Raw genomic sequence first — 18,774 nt, 5'->3', positions numbered from 1 at the left:
CCGATGACGACCACGGAACCGGCACAGGCGCCGGCGGATTCGGTGCGGCCCCGGGCGCGTACGGCCCCGGGTCAGGGGCTGACCTGGAGTCTGCGCGGGCGCGGCCCCGACGACGTACCGGTGCTGGCGGACGCGGGGCCGCCGCTCGGCCGGCCGGCCGGGCCCGCCACGGGGCGCGGCGTCCGCGTGTGCGTCGTGGACTCGGGGGTCGAGCGGGACCATCCGCTGGTCGGCCCGCCGGCCGGGTCCTGGGTGGCCGTCAAGGACGAGGAGACCGGCAGGATCACCGTCGAGCCGACCACGACCGGGGACACCTGCGGCCACGGCACCGCGTGTGCGGGCATCATCCGCCGGACCGCCCCGGAGTGCGAGATCCACAGCGTGCGGGTGCTCGGGGAGCGGTTCTCCGGCACCGGCGACATCCTGATGGCCGGGCTGCGCTGGGCGGTGGAGCAGCGGTTCGACGTGGTCAACCTCAGCCTGTCGACAACCCGTACGCGGTTCGCGCAGGAACTGCACAGCCTGGCGGACAGCGCCTACTTCGCCCGTACGGTGATCGTCGCCTCGGCGCACAACACCCCGGTGGAGAGCTTCCCGTGGCGGTTCGCCTCCGTGATCTCGGTGGGGAGCCACCAGGAGGACGACCCCGAACTGCACCTGTACAACCCCGATCCCCCGGTGGAGTTCTTCGGACCGGGCCAGAACGTGACCGTGCCCTGGCTGGGCGGCCGGACGATCCGCACCACGGGCAACAGCTTCGCCACGCCGTACGTCGCCGGGCTCTGCGCCCGGGTGCTGTCCGCGCATCCACGGATGACGGCCTTCCAGCTCAAGAACGCCCTCTATCTGTCCGCGGCCAACGTCCGTCACGCGCCGCGTCCTTCTTCCCTTCCGGCAGGAGATACCCGTGATGACTCCGAGAACTGATTCCGCCGCCGCCTTCTCCGCCACCGCCACGGTCGCCGACGCGCCGCGCAGCGAACTGCTCCAGTCGGTCGTCGACGTGGCCCGCGCCATCTTCGGGGCCGAGGCCAGCTCGGTGTTCCTGCTCGACGAGGAGGCGGACGAGCTGGTCTTCCAGGCCGTGTCCGGGCAGGGCGAGGAGTTCCTCGTGGGCCGCCGCTTCCCGGCCGGGCGCGGGATCGCCGGGTGGGTGGCGACCTCCGGCGAGCCGATGGTGGTCGACGACCTGAGCTCCGATCCGTCCTTCGACCGCTCGCTGGCGGAGTCGACCGCGTACGTGCCGAACGCCCTGATGGCGGCCCCGCTCATCAGCGACGCCCGGGTCCTGGGCGTCCTGGAGGTGCTGGACCCCTCCCCGCAGGCCCGTTCGGGGGTACGGGAGCTGGACCTGCTCGCGATGTTCGCCCGGCAGGCGGCCGCCGCGCTGCGGGTGATCACCCCGGAGCGGGTGCGGGAGGCCGAGGATCGCGCGGCCCTGGCCGGGCAGACACTGGCGGGCGCGGAACGCGAGGACGCGCTGCGTCTGCTGGGTAGCCTGGAGCGACTGCTGCGAGGCGTCGGCTGAGGCTCCGCGGTACCGGCCCGTGCAGGAGCCGACCGGCCCCCGCACGGGAGTAGCCACCGGCCCGGCGGGCAGGAGCGGGGCGACGGCACATCGGCACGGAACACCAGGCGCGGGACGTCGATCGCAGGGACAGGGCACCGGGCACAGCAGGCAGGGCGCAGGGCACGAAGCGCAAGGGAAGGACACGCACATGAAGCTCGCTTTCTCCACTCTCGGGGTGCCGGGGACGCCGGTCGCCGAGGTCGTCCGGCTCGCCGCCGGGAACGGCTACCAGGGGGTGGAGCTGCGGGTCCACCCCGAGGAGCCCGTGCACCTGGGGCTCTCGTCGCTGGAGCGGGCGGACGTGGTCGAGGCGTTCAAGGCGGGCGGGGTGGAGATCGCGGCCCTCGCCGGGTACGTCAAGGTGGCCGCCGAAGGGGACGACGAGCCGGTCCTGGCGGAGCTGTCCGAGCTGGTGAAGCTCGCCCGGGACCTGGGCGCGCCCTTCGTCCGGGTCTTCCCCGGCGGCGGCGACCAGGAGCAGGCGGAGGCGGACGCGACGGCCGCCCGGCGGCTCGGCGCGGCGGCCCCGGCCGCCGCCGACATGGGCGTGAGCATCCTGCTGGAGACGCACGACTCGCACCCCGCGGGCCTCGACGTCGCCCGGGTCGTCGCCACCGTCGGCCACCCCCGGGTCGGCGCGATCTGGGACGTGCTGCACACCTGGCGCGCCGGTGAGGAGCCGACGGCCGGCCGCGCGGTGCTCGCCCCGCACCTGGGCTACGTCCAGGTGAAGGACGTCGCCTCCGCGGACGACCTCACTCCGCTGCCGCTGGGCTCCGGGGCGCTGCCGCTGGCGGAGTGCCTGGACGGGCTGGGTCCGGACACCTGGGTGTGCTGGGAGTACGAGAAGCGCTGGCACCCGGGGGCGGCGGAGCTGCCGGGTCTGCTCGGCGCCGGACGCGAGCACCTGCTGCGACTGGCGGCCCCGAAGCAGTAGCGGGCGCGGGGGCCGTCGCGGGTTCCCCGGCGCCGGTCGCGACGGGCGCCGCGGCGGCCGCCTCCGGCCGGGACGCCCCGGTCCGCATCCCGACGCCCGAGGCCAGCGCCACCCCGCCCAGCAGCGGCAGCACGGGAACGGCCGAGACCCAGACCATGAAGGTCAGGGCGTCCCTCGGCACGGCCCGGCGGGTGAGCACGTTGGAGGCGCCCCAGCAGGCCGCCGCACCGACGACGAGGACGAACGCGAGGACCGGGCCGCCCGCTCCCTCGTCCACGGCCGGCCGCCCCACCAGGAACACGGCGGGCAGGGCGGCGGCCGGAAAGCGCAGGGCGGAGAAGAGCAGCAGGGGGAAGTGTCCGAGCCCGACCTCGCTCGCGACGAAGTTCACACCCCGGACCGCGACGATCAGCACCGTCAGGGCCGTGTGGAGAGGACGTATGCAGAGAGCGTCGATCAGAAGGACCGCGTAGCGCCAGCACCTGTCTTCAGGGTGCGCTCAAGCGTTGCTGACGAGTGGTGGGCCCTTGAGTTCGGAGGGCAGAGATGCCGAGCGGACCGTGCGGCAGACGTGGCCCGTGGGGCCCAGGCCGTCCAGGACCCGCGACACGTCCCCGCCGGCGCCCTCCTCCCGGTGGCCGGGGCCGTCGTCGGGCGCGCCCTCGCTGCGGTCGGGGGCCGGGGTGTGCAGTACGGTGATCGTCGCCCCGTCGACGTCCTGGGGACGGAGCCGGTCCAGGCTCGTGACCTTGCGGACCCGGAGCCCGGAACGGGCCGCCCGGGCCAGGGCGGTGCGCACCAGGGGGCTGTCGCCGTTCCCCGTGACCAGGAGGGCATCGGACTGGCCGAGGACGGAGCCGACCGCCGTGTCCAGGTCGTCCGTCGTATAGCACCACTCCCAGGGATGCTGGCCGCGCAGGCGCGGGAAGCGGCGGCGGAGCACGCGGAGGACCGCGGTCGCCTCGGAGACCGCGGCCCCGGGGGTGACCACGAAGGAGAGGCGCTCCGGGTCCAGGACCGCGATCTTCTTGGCCTCCGCCTCGCTCGCCGCCCGCTTCACCGCTCCGGCCGGTCTCCGCCGCAGCCATCCGCCGCCCGTCCCTGCCATCGGCGCGCCCACGATCACGACCTCGTCACCCCGGGCCAGCGACCGGTGCAGCGAGCGTTCCGCCGCTGCGGCGGACGGGCAGGCGGAGGCGCCCGGACAACCGCAGGGCAGCCAGGCCGCCCCCCGTGCTCCCGTTCCCTGGGGCGGTACCGCGGAGGAGCGGGGGTGGGACGGTGACGGTGTGGTGTGGTGTGAAGTCTCAGGGGTGGGGAGGTGGGGGGCCGACGTGTGCAGGCCCCCCGGGGCCCACGTTGTGGGGGCCCACGGGCCCTGTGCGTGGGGGGCCGGGGCGTGGCCTGCACGCGACGGGCCGTCGGGCGGGGCTCCCGGCAGGGACGTCTCCTCGCTCACGTACAGCACCCGCCGCGTCCGTAACACCGCCTGCCAGGACTCGATCTGCCGGTGGGCGAACGCCATCGCCGCGCTGTCCTCGCTGTGGGCCGCCAGCGCGATGCCTCGGTGTCCGCCCTCCGGGCGTTCGTACGAGACCGCGACGACGGTCGTGCCCCCCGGCCCCCGGTCGTCGCCGTTCACCGCGGACTCCTCCCACGGGCGGACGTCGACGGTGAAGCCGGCCTGCCGGGCGTGGGCGGTGAGCAGGGGGTGGGCGGGGCAGTCCATCGGCCCGCGCAGGGGGTGCCACCACCGGGTGGCGACCGCGACCGTGCCGGGTGGGACGGGGAGGGATGTGGAGAGGAACAGGTCGGAGCGTTTACTGCGGTTCATTCGTTCCTGCCGGTGGGTCCAACGAAGGGGTGGAGACGGGGACGGGGACCGGAAGTCCCCGTGGCAGGGCGTACAACCCTGTGGCCTGTGCCGTTCTTCCGGCCCCCTCCGCTCCTCACTCCGATGGCCCAATGCCCAGAATATCGGGGCCGCCTGACGCTCCGCCCCCGGCGGATCAGGCCCGGGGGCCCCGGGACGTCGGCGGGTGTCGCCGGTGCGTCTCGTGTACGCGGCCGAGCAGCGCGTTCACCGCAGGATTCCCGCTGTACGGGCGGGTCCTGGCGATCAGCAGGCGCAGCCGGTCGTCGGCGCGGGCGCTGTCGACCACCGGGTGCCCGTCGAGGAACTCGTGCCAGGTGCGGCAGGCCTGTTCCAGGTGTCCCATGGCCAGCTGGGTCTCCGCGAGTTCCGCCAGTGACAGGGCCCGGGATCGGCGCTCGTCGGCGGGGCGGTGGCGCAGGGAGAGGTCCAGGGCCCGGGCGGCGGCGTGCCGGTCACCCAGGCTCACCGCGACGGCCGCGCGCTGGAGGGCGAGCGAGCCGGGGTGGAAGGCGCCCACCGGGGTGCTCCCGCCCGACGACGACCGCTCCAGGCAGCGGTCCGCCAGCGAGAGGTGGCGGGCGTGCCCGGCGTCGCCTCGGCCCGCCAGTGTCACGGCCAACTGGCCGTGGAAGAAAGCCCTTTGGTGAGGCGGAACATGGCGCAGCGCAGCGCTCGCCGCCTGTTCCGCCAGGCGGAGCGCCTCGGCGAAGTGCCCCAGCGCGTGGGCCTGCACGCTCAGGCCGCGCAGGGCCAGGCCGCGGCCGACCCGGTCCCCCGCCTCCCCCGCCAGCTCGGCGCTGGTGAGGTAGAGGCGCTGGGCGGCGGCGTGCCGGTTCATGTCGAAGTGGGTGAAGGCGCAGAGATAGGTGAGGCGGGAGGCGACCGTGAGCAGTTCGCGCCGGACGGCCGGTCTCATGTCGTGCTTCAGCCAGGGGAGGACCGTGGCGGCCAGATACTGCCGCAGGGGCTCGTACACCGGCCCGCCCCCCAGGACCGCGTCCTCGCGGGAGAAGAGCGCCAGCAGTTCCTGCGCGGACGCCACATGGGCAGCGTTCACCCGCCCGGACGGAAGGGAGGGGTGTGTGGTGTGCGTCGTAAGCACGGGTGGGGCGTTCCTCGGGAACGGCGGGCCGTGCGCCCCCGCCGGCGCCCCGGACACTCCTGGCCGCGACGCGTGCGGCTTCGCCTGCGGCCCGTACGGCTGCGTCAGCGGTCCGCACGGGAGCGTCAGCGCGGCCAGCGAGTAGGCGCCGGCCAGGGTGACCCGGCGTCGGCCGGTCGTCCGCAGCGCCTCGTCCAGGCTCTCCACCGCGTCCCGTTCGCCCTGCGCCGTGCCGCGCCCGGGGCCGAACCCGGCGTCCCTCTCCCGCACCGGGCGGCCCAGACCGCGCGAGAGGGCCTCCGCGACCAGGGCGGGTGCGGGGCGGCGGGGGCGGCTGCCGGCCAGCCAGTGCGCCACCGCCGTGCGGTCGTAGGACAGGGGCGTCCCCTGCGCCGCGCCCAGGGCGTTGACCTCGCGGGCCAGGCGCGCACCGCTCCACCCCGCCTCCGTCAGGAGGAGCCGCAGGGCCTGGTTCGGGGTACGGCGGGCCCGGCCGGCTCCCGTACGGCCCGCTCTCCTTCCCATCACCCTCTCCCCCGTTTCTCCCTCTCCCCCTCGGTCCACTCCGTTCCCCCTTCTCCCTCTGGTTCGCGCCGCCGTTCAACATGCTTGCGTGTTCAACATGTCTGGAACCGGCCCACGGCGGTACCGGCCCGCATCCCGCACAGACTCAGAGTGAAGGCCCTCCCCCGGGCTCCCACAGTGCGCACGGCGTAGCGCGCCCCCCGCATGGCCTGCGCCCCCGCGCTCCCCCCCGACTGAGGAACATCATGTGCCCCGGTTCTGTCCCCCCGCCCGGTCCCGGAAGTCCCGCAGCCCCCGGAGACACCGTCACCCCGGCGGCTCCCGCAGCCCCCGGAGACCTCGTCCCTCCGGCAGCCCCCGAAAGCCCTGTAGTCCTCGAAAGCTCCGCGCGTCCGCTGTTCCTCTGGCGGCGGCCCGTCCATCTCTTCCCCGGCCAGGGCGACTTCTCCGTCAGCACCCTGGTCGCCTCGGCCCACACCCACCCCGGCCTGCGCAAGGCCGTCCGTGAGGTCTTCGAGCAGGTCGACACCGTGACCGCCGAACGCGGGCTGCCCCGGCTCGGGCCCTGGCTGCTGGGGCCCGAGCCGCCCAGCGGGCGCGCCCTCGCGAGCGCCACCACCGGGACCACCCAACTGGCCCTGTTCGGGGCGTCGACCGCCGTGCACCGGGCGCTGAGCGAGGCGTACGGGGTGCCCGCGGCAGCCGTCGGGGTGAGCTTCGGCGAACTCGCCGCGCTCACGGCCGCCGGAGTCTTCACCGTGGCGGACGGCGCACGCGCCGCGCACGATCTCGCCCTGGCGCTCACCTTCTGCCCCGGCGCACTGACCGCGCTCGCCTGCCCGGAGCGGTCGGCGCACGCACTGCTGGAGGAGGCGGGGGTGGCGGGGACGGGAGCGGCGGACACCGTCGTGGCCGTGGTCAACGACGAGCGGTCCGTGGTGGTCTCCGGGCCGGTGGCGGCGCTGGCCCTGGTCGAGAAGGCGGCAGCGGACCGGCGGGTGGCGGCGGTACGGCTCAGGCTGCCGTTCTCTTCCCACCACCCGGCCCTGGGCCACGCGGCCCGGGAGTTCGCCACCGCCGTACGCGCCTATCCGCGCGCCGCCGCCCGGTTCCCGGTCCACTCGGCCGTGGCGGGCCGCCGGTACGGGCCCGCCGACGACCTGGCCGCCCGGCTGGCCGACTGCCTGGTGCGGCCGGCCTCGGTGCCGCCCGTGCTGCGTCAGGTGCTGGCGTACCGGCCAGGGGTGCTCTTCGAGGCCGGTACGGGAAGCGCCCTGGCCTCCAGTGCCCGCACCGTGCTCGCCGCCGACATCGACCCGGCGCCTCCCGTCCACGCTCCGCTCGCGGACACCGCGTTCCCGTGGTGAACCGGCGCCTGCCGGCGCCTTCCTCCGCGACTCGCCTGCCCCCCCTTTCGCGAGCCATCCACCAACCCCTCCTCCACAAGGAGAACGTATGACGACCCTCGCCCCCACCCTCTCCGGGAACGCCCGTGCCGAGATGCTCCGGCTCCTCCACGGCCCCTGCGACCCTGCCGCCCTCGCCGCCCTCGCCTCGCTCCGCGAGGCCCTCGCGGACGGTGACTCCGGGCCGGTCCACGGCCCCGGCCGAGGGGTCGCTCTGCTGGGCCGACTGCGGTCGCTGGCCGACGCGTTGCCGCCCGGGGACGGAATACTCGACGACCCGGCACGGCTCGCCGCCGTCCACGCACATGCCGCCGCCGCCGACCCGTCCCTCTGCCTGGCGGGGCTCGTCCACCATCTGCTCTGCCTGGGCTCCCTCACCGAACTCTCGGACGATCAGAACGGGCTGGAGCCCCGGCTGTCGGCCCTGCGGGAAGGCCGGGCCAAGGGCGTCTACCTGATCACCGAGGTCGGGCAGGCCAACAGCCACCTCGACACCGGCACCCGCGCCGACTTCGACCCGGCCGACGGCTCGTTCGTCCTGCACACCCCCGGGCCGGGCGCCGCCAAGTTCGGGAGCGCCGGTACGCGAGGCGTCGAGCAGACGGGCGTGGTCCTGGCCCGGCTCTTCGTGGGCGGGGCCGACCGCGGGGTCTTCGCCTTCATGGTCGGCCTGACCGACGAGCAAGGGCCGCTTCCCGGAGTCGAGTTGTCGGACCCGATCGCGCTGGACGCCCTGCCGCTGGACTACGTGCAGGTGCGGTTCCACCGCGTCCGGGTGGCAGCCGCCCACTGGCTCTCCGACGGGGCCCGGATCGCCCCCGGCGGTGAAAGCAGTGGCACGGCGGCGATGTTCCACGACCCCGCCGGGTCCCCGGAGCAGCGCCTCCAGCGCACCCTGCGCGTGGGCCAGGGGCTGTGGGCGGCCATGCCCGCCGTCGCCGCCGCCACCTCCCGGCACACCGCCGTCCAGGCCGTCCACTACGCCCGGACGCGGCGTACGCAGAGCAGGCTCGCCCCCGGGGTGCCGCTGCTCGCCTACCGGAGCCAGCAGACCGTGGTGCTCGGCGCGCTGGCCGACGCCTTCGCCCTGACGTGCGCAGCCGACGGCGCCCTGGCCCTACGGACCGGGGTCCGGGCCGCCGTACCGGCCGGCCCGGAGCGCGAGGAGGCCATGGGGTTCACGCCCTGGGCGGCCGTCAGCCGGCCGCTCGCCGCCTACAAGGCCGTGACCGTCCGGATGGCCGCCCGGCTCACCGCCGAGTGCCAGCACCGGTGCGGCTTCTCCGGCCAGTTGACCTCCAACCGCCTTGCCGGATACCGGGACTTCCACCACGCCTTCGACACGGCGGGCGGCGACAGCCAGCTGATCTTCTACGACATAGGCCGCTCCCTCGTGGAGGAGGGGCTCGGCCGGGAGCCGGAGCTGCGGGAGCCCCTGGAGCCCACCTCCCCGTACTGGTGGCCCGCCCTTCTTCGACGCCATAAGGCGGCTCTCGTGAGGGAGTTGCTGTGGCTCGGCGGGGCCGACGCGTCCCGGGACCCGTTCGAGCGGTGGAACCCGCTGCTGGAGCGGGCCGGGCTGCTGGGCGAGGCGCACGCCACGCTGCTCATGGCCGATGACGTCGTCCGGGTCCTGGACGGGCTCCGCGACCCCGGTCTCGAACGGGCTCTGACTCCGCTGGCCGCCCTGCACGGCGCGCTCTCCGCCCGCCGCTGGGCCGGTTCGCTGCTCACCCTCGGCCCCTTGGAGGCAGCGGAGTCCGCGACTCTGTCCGCTGCCGTCGACCGGCTGTGCGATGCGGTGCTGGAGCAACTGCCGCTGCTGCTTGAACTGTTCGGGGATCCGGAGGACCACCGTGTCCAAGGCGCCACGCTCACCTGGACGCGCGGGGCCGCCTCATGACCGCCGTCCGCCGCATCGGAGTCCTCGGCCTCGGCACCCACCTCCCGGCCGGCGTCCGGGGCAACGAGGAGGTGGCCCGCGACACCGGGGTGACCGCCCAGTGGATCGGGGAGCGTACCGGCGTCCTGACCCGCCATGTCGCCGGCCCCGACGAGGCGGCTTCCGATCTCGCCGCCCACGCCGTCCGCTCGGCGGTCACGGCGGCGGGCGTCGACATCGCGGACGTCGGGCTGCTGGTCTGCGCCACCTCCACCCCCGACGAGCTGGGACCCTCCACCGCCTGCCGGGTCCAGGCCCTCGTGGGCGCCCACCGGGCCGTCGCGCTGGACGTCGGCGCGGCCTGCTCGGGCTGGCTCTTCGCCGCCAAGGTGGCCTACGACTGGCTGCGCGGGTCCGAGCGGGACGGCTGCGCGGTGGTCGTCGGCGTGGAGGCGTATTCCAAGTTCCTCGACCCCACCGACCGGGGCACCTCCGTCCTCTTCGCCGACGGGGCGGCGGCCACCGTCCTGGGGCCGGTGGCCGAGGAGCACGGGTTCGCGGACTTCCGGCTCGGCTCCGACGGGACGCAGGCCGGGCTCGTCCTGATCCCCGGCGGCGGCAGCCGGCTGCCCGCCGCCCCGGCCACACTCGCCGCCGGGAGCCACCGCATCCACATGGACGGGCGGAGCGTCAGCCGGTTCATCACCGACGTGCTGCCCCGGCTGATCACCGAGGCCCTGGACCGGGCCGGGCTCGGCGTTGAGGACATCGCGTCCTTCGTCTGCCACCAACCCAACCCCGTACTGCTGCGGCGGCTCGGCGGCGAACTCGGCATCCCGCCGGAGCGGCTGGTCGTCGTCGGTGACGAGGTCGGCAACATCGGGGCCGCCAGCGCCGCCTACGCGCTCGCCGCCGCTGCCGCCCGGCACGGGCTGCGCCCCGGGGACCGGGTGCTGCTGACCGTCTTCGGCGCCGGGATGACCTGGGGCAGCGCGCTCCTCACCTGGAGCGGGGCCGACGCCCTGATGCCCGTACCTGCCGCCGCCTCCGACCGATCCGCACCCCGACCCCGTACGCCGGAAAGGAACCTGTCATGAACGCTCTCGACCTCTTCCGCCTCGACGGTGCCCGCGCCCTGGTCACCGGCGGCTCCCGGGGCATCGGCCGGGCCGTCGCCGAAGCGCTCGCCGACGCCGGGTGCGACCTGGCCGTGACCGCCCGCACCCTGCCCGCGCTGGACGCCACCGTGCGGGCGGTGGCGGAGCGGGGGCGCAAGGCCGTGGCGCTCGACGGGGACCTGGCGGAGCCGGGGGTGGCGGCGACGCTCGTCGACCGGGCCGCCGCCGCGCTCGGCGGACTCGACGTCGTCGTGCACAACGCGGGGACCCTGCCCACAGCCGGGGACGGCAGCCCGCTGCTGGTGCCGCTCCAGCACGCCGAGCAGCGGGACTGGGAGACCGTCGTCTCGGTCAACCTCAACGCCACGGCCGCCGTCTGCCGGGCCGCCCACCCGTATCTGGTGGAGTCGGAGCGGGCCAGCCTGGTGCTGATGTCGTCGATCGCCGGAATCGTCGGCACCCCGATGATGGAGGCGTACGCGGCGACGAAGGCGGCCCAGTTGTCGCTGGCGCGGAGTCTGGCGGTCGGCTGGGCCCGGAGCGGGGTGCGGGTCAACGCGCTCTGCCCAGGGTGGACACGTACGGACATGACCGCGTTCGCCAGCGAGGCCGACGCCCTGTCGGAGTGGCTCACCAGCCATGTGCCGCTGGGACGTTGGGCCACGGTGGACGAGGTGGTCGGGGCGACGCTCTTCCTCGCCTCCCCCGCCTCCTCGTTCGTCACCGGGCACGCGCTGGTCGTCGACGGTGGCCTTGCCGTACCCGACGGTGGGCTGGCCGGGCACCCGAAGCCGCCCTCCCCCTTCGCGGCAGCGGTCTGAAGATGCCGCCCGACGACACCACTGCCGTCATCTCCGGCATCGGCTCCTGCCTCCCGCCGCGCGTGGTCGACAACGACGCCGTCATCGCGCGCGGCGCGCTGCTCACCGACCCCGGCTGGATCCGGGCCCGTACCGGCATCGAGCGCCGCCGCCACGTCTCCCACGGCACCAGCACCGGCGACCTGGCGGTCGGCGCGGGCCGGGCGGCGCTCGCGTCCGGAGGCGGCGTCCGCCCGGACCTCGTCCTGCTCGCAACCTCCACCCCCGACCACCCGTGTCCGGCCACCGCCCCGGAGGTGGCCCACCGGCTCGGGCTCGGGACGGTGGGCGCGTTCGACGTGTCGGCGGTCTGCTCGGGGTTCCTGTACGCCCTGGCCGTCGCGGCGGGGCTCGTACGGGGCGGGGTCTGCGGTGCGCCCCTGGTCATCGCGGCCGAGACCTACACCGCGATCGTCGACCCCGCAGACCGGACCACCGCCCCGATCTTCGGCGACGGGGCCGGGGCCGTGCTCCTGCGGCCCGGCGGGCGGGACGAGCCCGGGGCCGTCCTCGCCACCGACCTCGGCTCGGACGGCACCGGGCGGGGCGCGATCACGATCCCGGGCGGCGGCGCCCGACACCCACGCCGGCTGCCGCCGCCCGGCCCGGACGCACACTTCTTCCGTATGGAGGGCCGTGCCGTCTACGCCCACGCCGTACGCCGGATGACCCGGTCCTCCGAGGCCGTGCTGCGGCGGGCGGGCTGGGCGGCCCCTTCCGTACGGGCGTTCATCGGCCACCAGGCCAACCAGCGGATCCTGGACTCGGTCGGCGACCGGCTGGGCATCGCGCCCGCCCACCGGTACGGCAACATCCGCGAGCTGGGCAACACCGCTGCCGCCTCCGTCCCCCTGGTGCTGGCCGACCCGGCCGTGCACCGGGCGGTGGTGCCCGGCAAGCGCACCCTGCTCACCGCGTTCGGCGGCGGCTTCACCTGGGCGTCCACCGCCCTGACCTGGCCCGACGTCACGCCGCTGGCCGAGGAACCGGACGCCGCCCCTGCCTCCGCATCCGCCCCTGCCGCTTCCCCCGCGTTCGTACCGTCATCACCCCTGTGAGGAGCCCCCGATGGAACACGTCTACACCCACCTCGTGACCCTGCTCACCGACAAGTTCGAGGTCGCCGCCGATCTCATACGCCCCGACGCCACCCTCGGCGACCTGGAGCTGGACTCCCTGGCCGTGGTGGAGCTGTACGTCACCCTCCAGGAGGAGTGGGACGTCCCGCTCGGCGACTCCGAGGCCTCCGCCGAGCTGACCGTGGACGAGGTGGCCCGTTCGGTGACGGCTCTGCTCGATTCGGCCACAGCCGCGAGCACCACCACGAGCACGGCGAACGGCACACCGTGAGCGACGACATCGCCGTCACCGGCATCGGGCTGGTGACACCCGGCGGCACCGGCACCGAGGCCACCTGGGAGACGGTGTGCGCCGGGCGGGCGACCGCGCGTGTCGATCCCGTGCTCACGGAATCGGGTGCGCCGGTGCGGCTCGCCTGCCGAGTGGCGCCTCCGGCGGAGGAAGGGGTACGGGGGCGGCTGTGGCGGTTCGACCCCGCCACACGGTTCCTGCTCACCGCCGCCCGCGAGGCCCTCGCCTCCGCCGGGCTGGAGCCGGGGCGGTGGGACCCCGCGCGGGTCGCGGTGGTCGTGGGGACGGCGGCGGGCGGGGTCGCCACGCTGGAGGCGCAGCACCGCAAGCTGCTCGCCTCCGGCCCCCGCGCGCTCTCCCCCATGACGCTCCCGGCCTTCCTGCCGAACATGGCCGCCGGTCAGCTCGCCCTCGAACTCGGCGCCACCGGGTCCGCGTTGCAGACCTCCACGGCCTGCGCCTCCGGGGCGACGGCGATCATCACGGCGGCGCTGCTGTTACGGGCCGGGGTGTGCGATGTCGCCGTGGCGGGTGGTACGGATGCCATGGCCACGCCCCTGTGCGCCTCGGCCTTCGCCAAGCTGGGCGCGCTGTCGCGGCGGGAGGACGATCCGGGTGGCGCCTCGCGCCCGTTCGACCGGGACCGGGACGGGTTCGTCCTGAGCGAGGGGTGCGGGGTGCTCGTCCTGGAACGTACCGGCCGTACGGACCGGCCCCTGGCGTTCCTGGCCGGCTTCGGGGCCACCGGCGACGCCCACCACGCCACCGCCCCGCACCCGAAAGGCGCCGGCCTGCGGGCGGCGACGGCCCTGGCGCTGGCCGGGGCGGGCCGCACGCCGGGCGAGGTCGACCACATCAACGCGCACGGCACCTCCACCGCGCTCAACGACGCCGTGGAGGCCACGGCGATCCGCGAGCTGTACGAAACAGGCGGCGACGGCCCCGGCCCCGCCCCCGAAGGCCCCTCGATCACCTCGGCCAAAGGGGTCCTCGGGCACACCATGGGCGCGGCCGGGGCGATCGAGGCGGCGCTCACCGTGCTGACCGTCGTCCACGGGACCGTACCGCCCACCGCCGGGTTCACTGCCCCGGACGAGGCCACGGCGGGCATCGATCTCGTCCACGGGGCCGCCCGGCCGCAGCGCGTGCGGCTCGCGCTCAGCCACTCGCTCGGCTTCGGCGGGCACAACACGGTGCTGGCGTTCACAGCCGTCTGACACGGGCCGGGGGGAGGCCACTCCTTCGCGCGCGTGTCGCACCCGGTTCTCTCCCCACCCCTTGACCGAAAGTTACTTCCCCTATATCCGTATCATCTTGGAAGTTTCTTTCAGTCAAGGAAGGAGCTAACACGTGCCCCACCCCATCTCACGACGCACCCTCCTCACCGTCACCGCCGCCGCCACGGTGGCCGCGGCCACCGGTGCCCTGGCCTCCGCAGGCCCCGCCTCCGCACAAGCCGCTTCCGGACGCCACCCCGCGGCCGGCCGCCACGACGCCGCCACCGACCGCCGGCTGCGGCGGATCATCGCCGGAATGAGCCTGGAGGAGAAGGTCGGCCAGCTCTTCGTGATGCGGGTCTACGGGCACTCCGCCACCGACCCCGACCAGGCCGACGTCGACGCGAACCTCAGGGAGATCGGGGTCCGTACGGCGGCCGAGCTGATCTCCACGTACCACGTCGGCGGCATCATCTACTTCACCTGGGCGCACAACACCCGCGACCCGCACCAGATCGCCGACCTCTCCAACGGCATCCAGCGCGCCGCGCTCGCCGGGCGCCCCCGGGTGCCGCTGCTCGTCTCCACCGACCAGGAGCACGGCATCGTCTGCCGGGTCGGCGAACCCGCCACGCTGCTGCCGGGCGCGATGGCCCTCGGCGCGGGCGGCTCGCGCTCCGACACCCGGCGGGCGGCCTGGATCGCGGGCACGGAGCTGGCCGCGCTCGGCATCAACCAGAACTACGCGCCGGACGCCGACGTCAACGTCAACCCGGCCAACCCGGTCATCGGCGTACGGTCCTTCGGCTCCGACCCCGACGCGGTGGCCGGCCTGGTCGCGGCGCAGGTGAAGGGCTACCAGGGCGCGGGCGTCGCGTCGACCGCCAAGCACTTCCCGGGCCACGGCGACACGAACACCGACAGCCACACCGGGCTGCCCGTCATCCACCACACCCGTGCCCAGTGGGAGGAGCTGGACGCCCCGCCGTTCCGCGCCGCGATCCGGGCCGGGATCCACTCGGTCATGACCGCGCACATCGTGGTCCCCGCACTCGACCCGTCCGAGGACCCGGCCACGCTCTCCCGGCCGATCCTCACCGGCATCCTCCGCGAGGAGCTGGGCTACGACGGGGTGGTGGTCACCGACTCGCTCGGCATGGAGGGGGTGCGCACGAAGTACGGCGACGACCGCGTTCCGGTCCTCGCACTGCTGGCGGGCGTGGACCAGCTGCTCAACCCGCCGAACCTCTCCGTCGCCTGGAACGCCGTCCTGGAGGCGGTCCGCGGCGGCGAGATCGGCGAGGCGCGCATCGAGGAATCGGTCCTGCGGATCCTGCGGCTGAAGAGCCGGCTCGGCCTGTTCCAGGAACCGTTCGTGAGCCACCGGGGCGTCGAGCGCACGGTGGGCAGCCGCGCCCACCGGGCCACCGCCGACCGGATCGCCGAGCGCACGACGACCCTGCTGGCCGACCCGGGCTCGCTGCTGCCGCTCTCCCGGCGCAGCCACCGGAATCTGCTGGTGGTGGGGGCCGATCCGGCCTCCCCCTCCGGGACGACGGGCCCGCCGACCGGCACCCTGGCCGACACCTTCGGGGAACTCGGCTTCACCGCACAGGCGTTGTCCACGGGAACGGCTCCGAGCCGGGCGAAGATCGACGAAGCCGTCGCCGCCGCCGAGGGCATGGACGCGGTGGTCGTGGCGACGTACAACGTGACGGCGAGCAGCTCGCAACGCACGCTGGTGGCCGCGCTCGTGGCGACCGGGGTCCCCGTCGTCACCGTCGCGATCCGCAACCCGTACGACGTGGCGCACCTCACCGGGACCGGTGTCGCGGCGAGTCTGGCCGCGTACTCCTGGACCGATGTCGAACTGCGCGCCGCGGCCCGGGTGATCGCGGGCCACGCGGAGCCGGAGGGCACCCTGCCGGTCCCGGTGCAGCGGGCGGACGACCCGACGCGGGTGCTGTACCCGGTGGGACACGGACTGTCGTACTAGCCCTACGGCGGCCGGACGGCCCCGGCCTCCGGTCATCGGCGCAAAGCACCCCCGCACCTGGCGTGGCCCCCGCTCCGGAGGGCCACGCCGGGTGTACGTCTTCGGTGACGTATTGGGGGGTTTCATGGATGAACGCACGTCCTCGGGGGCCCGGACCAGGCGGCCCGCCCCGTTACCGGCCCGCGTCGCGGACCCGGTCCCGTCCGCCGTGCCGGCCCGCGCCGCTCCGACGGCCCGTGCGGTCCCTCCGGCCCGCCCCGCCCCGCCGGCCCGCCCCGCCCCGCCGGTCCGCGCGGTCCCCGCGGCCCGGGTGCTCCTGGCCGTCGCCGCCGTCGTGGTCGCGCTCGTGCTGACGGCCTGTGAGGCCCCGGGCCGTGCGGTCACCGACGACCGGGGGCCCGTCCCCGCCCCGCCCGGCCCGTCCCCGTACGGAGTGGTGTTCCTCGGCCCCGGGGACTGCAGTTCGCGGGGCCCGGTGATCCGGGAGGTGTTCTGCCGCAGCGAGAAGGCCGCGGCCACCGTCCTCACCCGGCATCTGGGCACCCCGTCGTCGGGCCCGCCGTGCCCGGACGCCACCGACTTCGTCCTGCACATCTCCGAGACGGGCACCGGGGCCCGCTCCCGCCTCACCACCGGCTACGCCTGCATGCGCAACCTGGAGCCCCCGCACCCGGGCGACCCGGGGCAGGGCGGCGGGCCGCTGACCGTCGTCGGCGACTGCGTCACCGCCTCCCGCGCGGGCGAGGTCACCGAGACCGCCTGTGCCGACGCGGGGGGCCGCGCCCCGCGCTACCGGGTGGAGTCGGCGGTGCGGCGGCGGGCCCAGTGCCCGGACGACACGGACCTGTTCGTCTCCCTGCGCGGGGAGCGCCCGGTGGGCTGCGCCCGGCGGTCCACCGGCTGGTGACGGTGGCCGACGGACGCAGCCCGGCCCGGACGGCCGTGTGCGGCTACGGGCGGGCGGCTACGGGCGCAGCGTGGCCCCGTCGCGCCCGACCTCGCCGTTGCGCTGGTCCAGCCGGGTGTCGAACTTCGCCAGCGGCTTCGCCTTCGCCGGGTCGTCCTCGACGGCCGCCGGGGCGACGCCGGCCCAGCGCAGGATGTCGGCGGTGGCCTTCGCCCTCTGGGCCTCGGGGAGACCGGAGACCTTGGCGCCGTGGTTGCCGCCGGGGACGGTGTAGACCGCGCTGTCCCTGGCACCCCGGCCGAGGCGGAACGGCTCCGCGCTCCACGGGTCGTTCTCGCCGTTGACGTACATCATCCGCCGGGCGTTGCGCTTGACCCAGCGGTCGATGTCCCGCATGGCGCCCCGGTCGAAGGTCATCGGGATGGAGCGGGGCACGAAGGTGCGCGGGGGCTGGTAGCCGTAGCGGCTCAGCTTGCCGAGCCAGGGCTGCTTGATGTCCGGCGAACCGAGCTGGGTGCCCGCCTGGTAGTAGTACGGGGTGTACCGCTCCAGGCCCTGGTCGACGTAGGCGGAGAAGCCGGAGATGGCGTCGACGGAGTTCCAGATGTCGTCGTCCGTGGCCTTCTTGGCGTCGGCCGGGATGTCCACGCAGTCGGCGACCAGGCTGTACTGCCAGAACGCCCACACGTAGTCCATGACCGTGGCCTCGTAGGCGCGGTCCAGGGAGCCGACGGTGTTGAAGGTCCAGCCGTTGGCGGCGGCCTGCTCCTTGTACTTCTTCTGGAGCGGGGCCCGCCGGATGAGCGCCTCGCGCTGCACCCCGGCCAGCTTGTCGCGGCACTCCTCGGTGCCGACGGTGCGGAAGAACCGGTCGTACGCCGAGTCCTCCTTGTCCTTGACGTCGTTGGGCGCGACGTAGGCGACGACGCCGTCCATGTCCTTCGGGTAGAAGCGCTCGAAGTAGGTGGCGGTCATGCCGCCCTTGGACCCGCCGGTGGCCAGCCACTTCCTGTCGTAGATCTTCTTCAGCGCGGTGAACACCCGGTGCTGGTCGCTGGCGGCCTGCCAGATGTCCAGCTTGGACCAGTCGGCCGGGGCGGGGCGGGACGGGGTGAAGAAGCGGTACTCCAGGGAGACCTGGTTGCCGTCGACGATCTGCGTCGGCTCGCTGCGGCTGGGGTTGGTCGAGACGTTGTAGCCGCTGGTGAAGAAGACCGTCGGGCGGCTCACGTCCTTGTGCAGCAGGGTCAGGCGCTGCTGGAACGTGCCCTTGGACGGGCGCCGGTGGTCGACCGGCTGGGTGTAGTTGAGGACGAAGTAGCGGTACCCCGCGTACGGCTTCTCCTCGATCAGGCTCATGCCCGGGATCGCCAGGATGCGGTTCCTGATGTCCTCGGTGCTCGCTTCGCCGCCGACGGCAGTTCCGCTGCTCCGCGTCGCGGCCGGCTCAGCGGCGGTGGCCGCACCGGCCGAGGCCCCCGTGGCTCCGACCGTGCCTATGAGCACGGCGAGCGAGAGAACCCCTGTGAGTGACTTGCGCATGCACGCTCCCCTTGATTCACGACAGTCGCCGTGAACTTATCGGGGGCAACACACGCCACGCCAGACCCGGTTGTGCGTGTCAGCACGGGATGTCAGCAGAGGATCCATCCGGTGGAGACGGACTTCCCGCCGATCGCGCCCGTGGCCCGGACGCAGCGGTTCAGCGCGTTGACCGTGACCGGGCCCGCCATCCTCGTGTACGAGCCCTTGTCGGAGACCGCGCGCCCGCCGCGCGCCTGGAGCGTGACGCTCATCGTCCGCCGCTTGCCGGGCTTCTTGGCGACGGTCACCGCACAGGCGTGGGCGCGGGTCTTGTAGACGCGCAGTTCTCCCGTGGAGAACGCGACCGTCTTCGCCGGGCGGCCGGAGCAGCCGGAGGCGGCCTGGGCGGTGCCGGGGGCGGCGAGGAGCGGGACGAGCCCGCCCAGCAGGGGCAGGACGAGGAGGCCGACGAGCGGCAGCCGC

At 74.7% G+C, this 18,774-nt stretch carries 16 protein-coding genes and 1 pseudogene; 12 read left to right on the top strand and 5 right to left on the bottom strand.

Features of this window, described 5'->3' with window-relative positions:
• Positions 1 to 3: 3 nt before the first annotated feature.
• From KME66_RS23020 to KME66_RS23010, 3 genes are all read left to right on the top strand, one after another.
• On the top strand, positions 4 to 927 hold the full coding sequence (locus KME66_RS23020; RefSeq protein ID WP_073216392.1) for a S8 family serine peptidase: 924 nt from the start codon (positions 4 to 6) through the stop codon (positions 925 to 927).
• A complete protein-coding gene (locus KME66_RS23015; RefSeq protein ID WP_216325444.1) occupies positions 911 to 1,528 on the top strand; it encodes a GAF domain-containing protein in 618 nt (205 codons plus the stop codon). The genes KME66_RS23020 and KME66_RS23015 overlap by 17 nt, the downstream gene beginning before the upstream one ends.
• A 190-nt stretch (positions 1,529 to 1,718) precedes the next feature.
• Positions 1,719 to 2,507 carry a sugar phosphate isomerase/epimerase gene (locus KME66_RS23010; RefSeq protein WP_216325441.1) on the top strand — a complete coding sequence of 263 codons (789 nt, stop codon included), beginning with the start codon at positions 1,719 to 1,721 and terminating at the stop codon, positions 2,505 to 2,507.
• A 115-nt stretch (positions 2,508 to 2,622) separates the two neighbouring features.
• On the opposite strand, the pseudogene KME66_RS34575 reads toward KME66_RS23010, so the two are convergent.
• The 3 genes and pseudogenes from KME66_RS34575 to KME66_RS23000 form a co-directional block, all read right to left on the bottom strand.
• Positions 2,623 to 2,949 (bottom strand): annotated as a pseudogene (locus tag KME66_RS34575) (EamA family transporter); the annotation flags it as partial.
• Positions 2,950 to 3,006: 57 nt separating this feature from the next.
• The gene (locus tag KME66_RS23005) at positions 3,007 to 4,341 is read right to left on the bottom strand and encodes a 4-hydroxy-3-methylbut-2-enyl diphosphate reductase (RefSeq protein ID WP_216325439.1); all 1,335 of its coding nucleotides are present in this window, start codon (positions 4,339 to 4,341) and stop codon (positions 3,007 to 3,009) included.
• Positions 4,342 to 4,516: 175 nt separating this feature from the next.
• Positions 4,517 to 6,010, bottom strand: coding sequence for a hypothetical protein (locus KME66_RS23000; RefSeq protein ID WP_216325437.1), 1,494 nt, complete (start codon positions 6,008 to 6,010; stop codon positions 4,517 to 4,519).
• 245 nt (positions 6,011 to 6,255) lie between these two features.
• Between KME66_RS23000 and KME66_RS22995 the strand changes: the two genes are divergently transcribed.
• The 9 genes from KME66_RS22995 to KME66_RS22955 all read left to right on the top strand — a co-directional run bounded on the left by KME66_RS22995 (position 6,256) and on the right by KME66_RS22955 (position 16,767).
• Positions 6,256 to 7,377 carry an acyltransferase domain-containing protein gene (locus KME66_RS22995; RefSeq protein WP_216325434.1) on the top strand — a complete coding sequence of 374 codons (1,122 nt, stop codon included), beginning with the start codon at positions 6,256 to 6,258 and terminating at the stop codon, positions 7,375 to 7,377.
• An 88-nt stretch (positions 7,378 to 7,465) separates the two neighbouring features.
• Positions 7,466 to 9,319: an acyl-CoA oxidase gene (locus KME66_RS22990; protein ID WP_216325418.1), complete on the top strand. Its 1,854-nt coding sequence runs from the start codon at positions 7,466 to 7,468 to the stop codon at positions 9,317 to 9,319.
• Positions 9,316 to 10,395, top strand: coding sequence for a 3-oxoacyl-ACP synthase III family protein (locus tag KME66_RS22985; RefSeq protein WP_073216365.1), 1,080 nt, complete (start codon positions 9,316 to 9,318; stop codon positions 10,393 to 10,395). Before KME66_RS22990 ends, KME66_RS22985 begins: the two co-directional genes overlap by 4 nt.
• Positions 10,392 to 11,237, top strand: coding sequence for an SDR family NAD(P)-dependent oxidoreductase (locus KME66_RS22980; protein ID WP_216325416.1), 846 nt, complete (start codon positions 10,392 to 10,394; stop codon positions 11,235 to 11,237). The genes KME66_RS22985 and KME66_RS22980 overlap by 4 nt, the downstream gene beginning before the upstream one ends.
• A gap of 2 nt (positions 11,238 to 11,239) precedes the next feature.
• Complete coding sequence (locus KME66_RS22975) at positions 11,240 to 12,334, top strand: beta-ketoacyl-ACP synthase 3 (protein WP_216325413.1); 1,095 nt, start codon at positions 11,240 to 11,242, stop codon at positions 12,332 to 12,334.
• Positions 12,335 to 12,344: 10 nt separating this feature from the next.
• Entirely contained in the window at positions 12,345 to 12,626 is a 282-nt protein-coding gene (locus tag KME66_RS22970) for an acyl carrier protein (protein WP_216325410.1), read from the top strand.
• Positions 12,623 to 13,864, top strand: a complete 1,242-nt coding sequence (locus KME66_RS22965) for a beta-ketoacyl-[acyl-carrier-protein] synthase family protein (RefSeq protein WP_216325407.1) — start codon at positions 12,623 to 12,625, stop codon at positions 13,862 to 13,864. Before KME66_RS22970 ends, KME66_RS22965 begins: the two co-directional genes overlap by 4 nt.
• A 133-nt stretch (positions 13,865 to 13,997) precedes the next feature.
• Positions 13,998 to 15,860 carry a glycoside hydrolase family 3 protein gene (locus tag KME66_RS22960; RefSeq protein ID WP_216325404.1) on the top strand — a complete coding sequence of 621 codons (1,863 nt, stop codon included), beginning with the start codon at positions 13,998 to 14,000 and terminating at the stop codon, positions 15,858 to 15,860.
• Between the two features lie 310 nt (positions 15,861 to 16,170).
• Positions 16,171 to 16,767, top strand: coding sequence for a hypothetical protein (locus KME66_RS22955; protein WP_073217081.1), 597 nt, complete (start codon positions 16,171 to 16,173; stop codon positions 16,765 to 16,767).
• 57 nt (positions 16,768 to 16,824) lie between these two features.
• On the opposite strand, the gene KME66_RS22950 is transcribed toward KME66_RS22955, so the two are convergent.
• Both KME66_RS22950 and KME66_RS22945 read right to left on the bottom strand, forming a co-directional pair.
• On the bottom strand, positions 16,825 to 18,309 hold the full coding sequence (locus KME66_RS22950; RefSeq protein WP_216325401.1) for a S28 family serine protease: 1,485 nt from the start codon (positions 18,307 to 18,309) through the stop codon (positions 16,825 to 16,827).
• A 92-nt stretch (positions 18,310 to 18,401) separates the two neighbouring features.
• The gene (locus KME66_RS22945; protein WP_236726260.1) at positions 18,402 to 18,746 is read right to left on the bottom strand and encodes a hypothetical protein; all 345 of its coding nucleotides are present in this window, start codon (positions 18,744 to 18,746) and stop codon (positions 18,402 to 18,404) included.
• Positions 18,747 to 18,774: the final 28 nt, after the last annotated feature.

The sequence above is a fragment of the Streptomyces sp. YPW6 genome, from assembly GCF_018866325.1.
GTDB lineage: Bacteria > Actinomycetota > Actinomycetes > Streptomycetales > Streptomycetaceae > Streptomyces.
The sequence above is the reverse complement of the archived record's forward strand: the minus strand, read 5'-3'. Positions and strand labels throughout refer to the sequence as shown.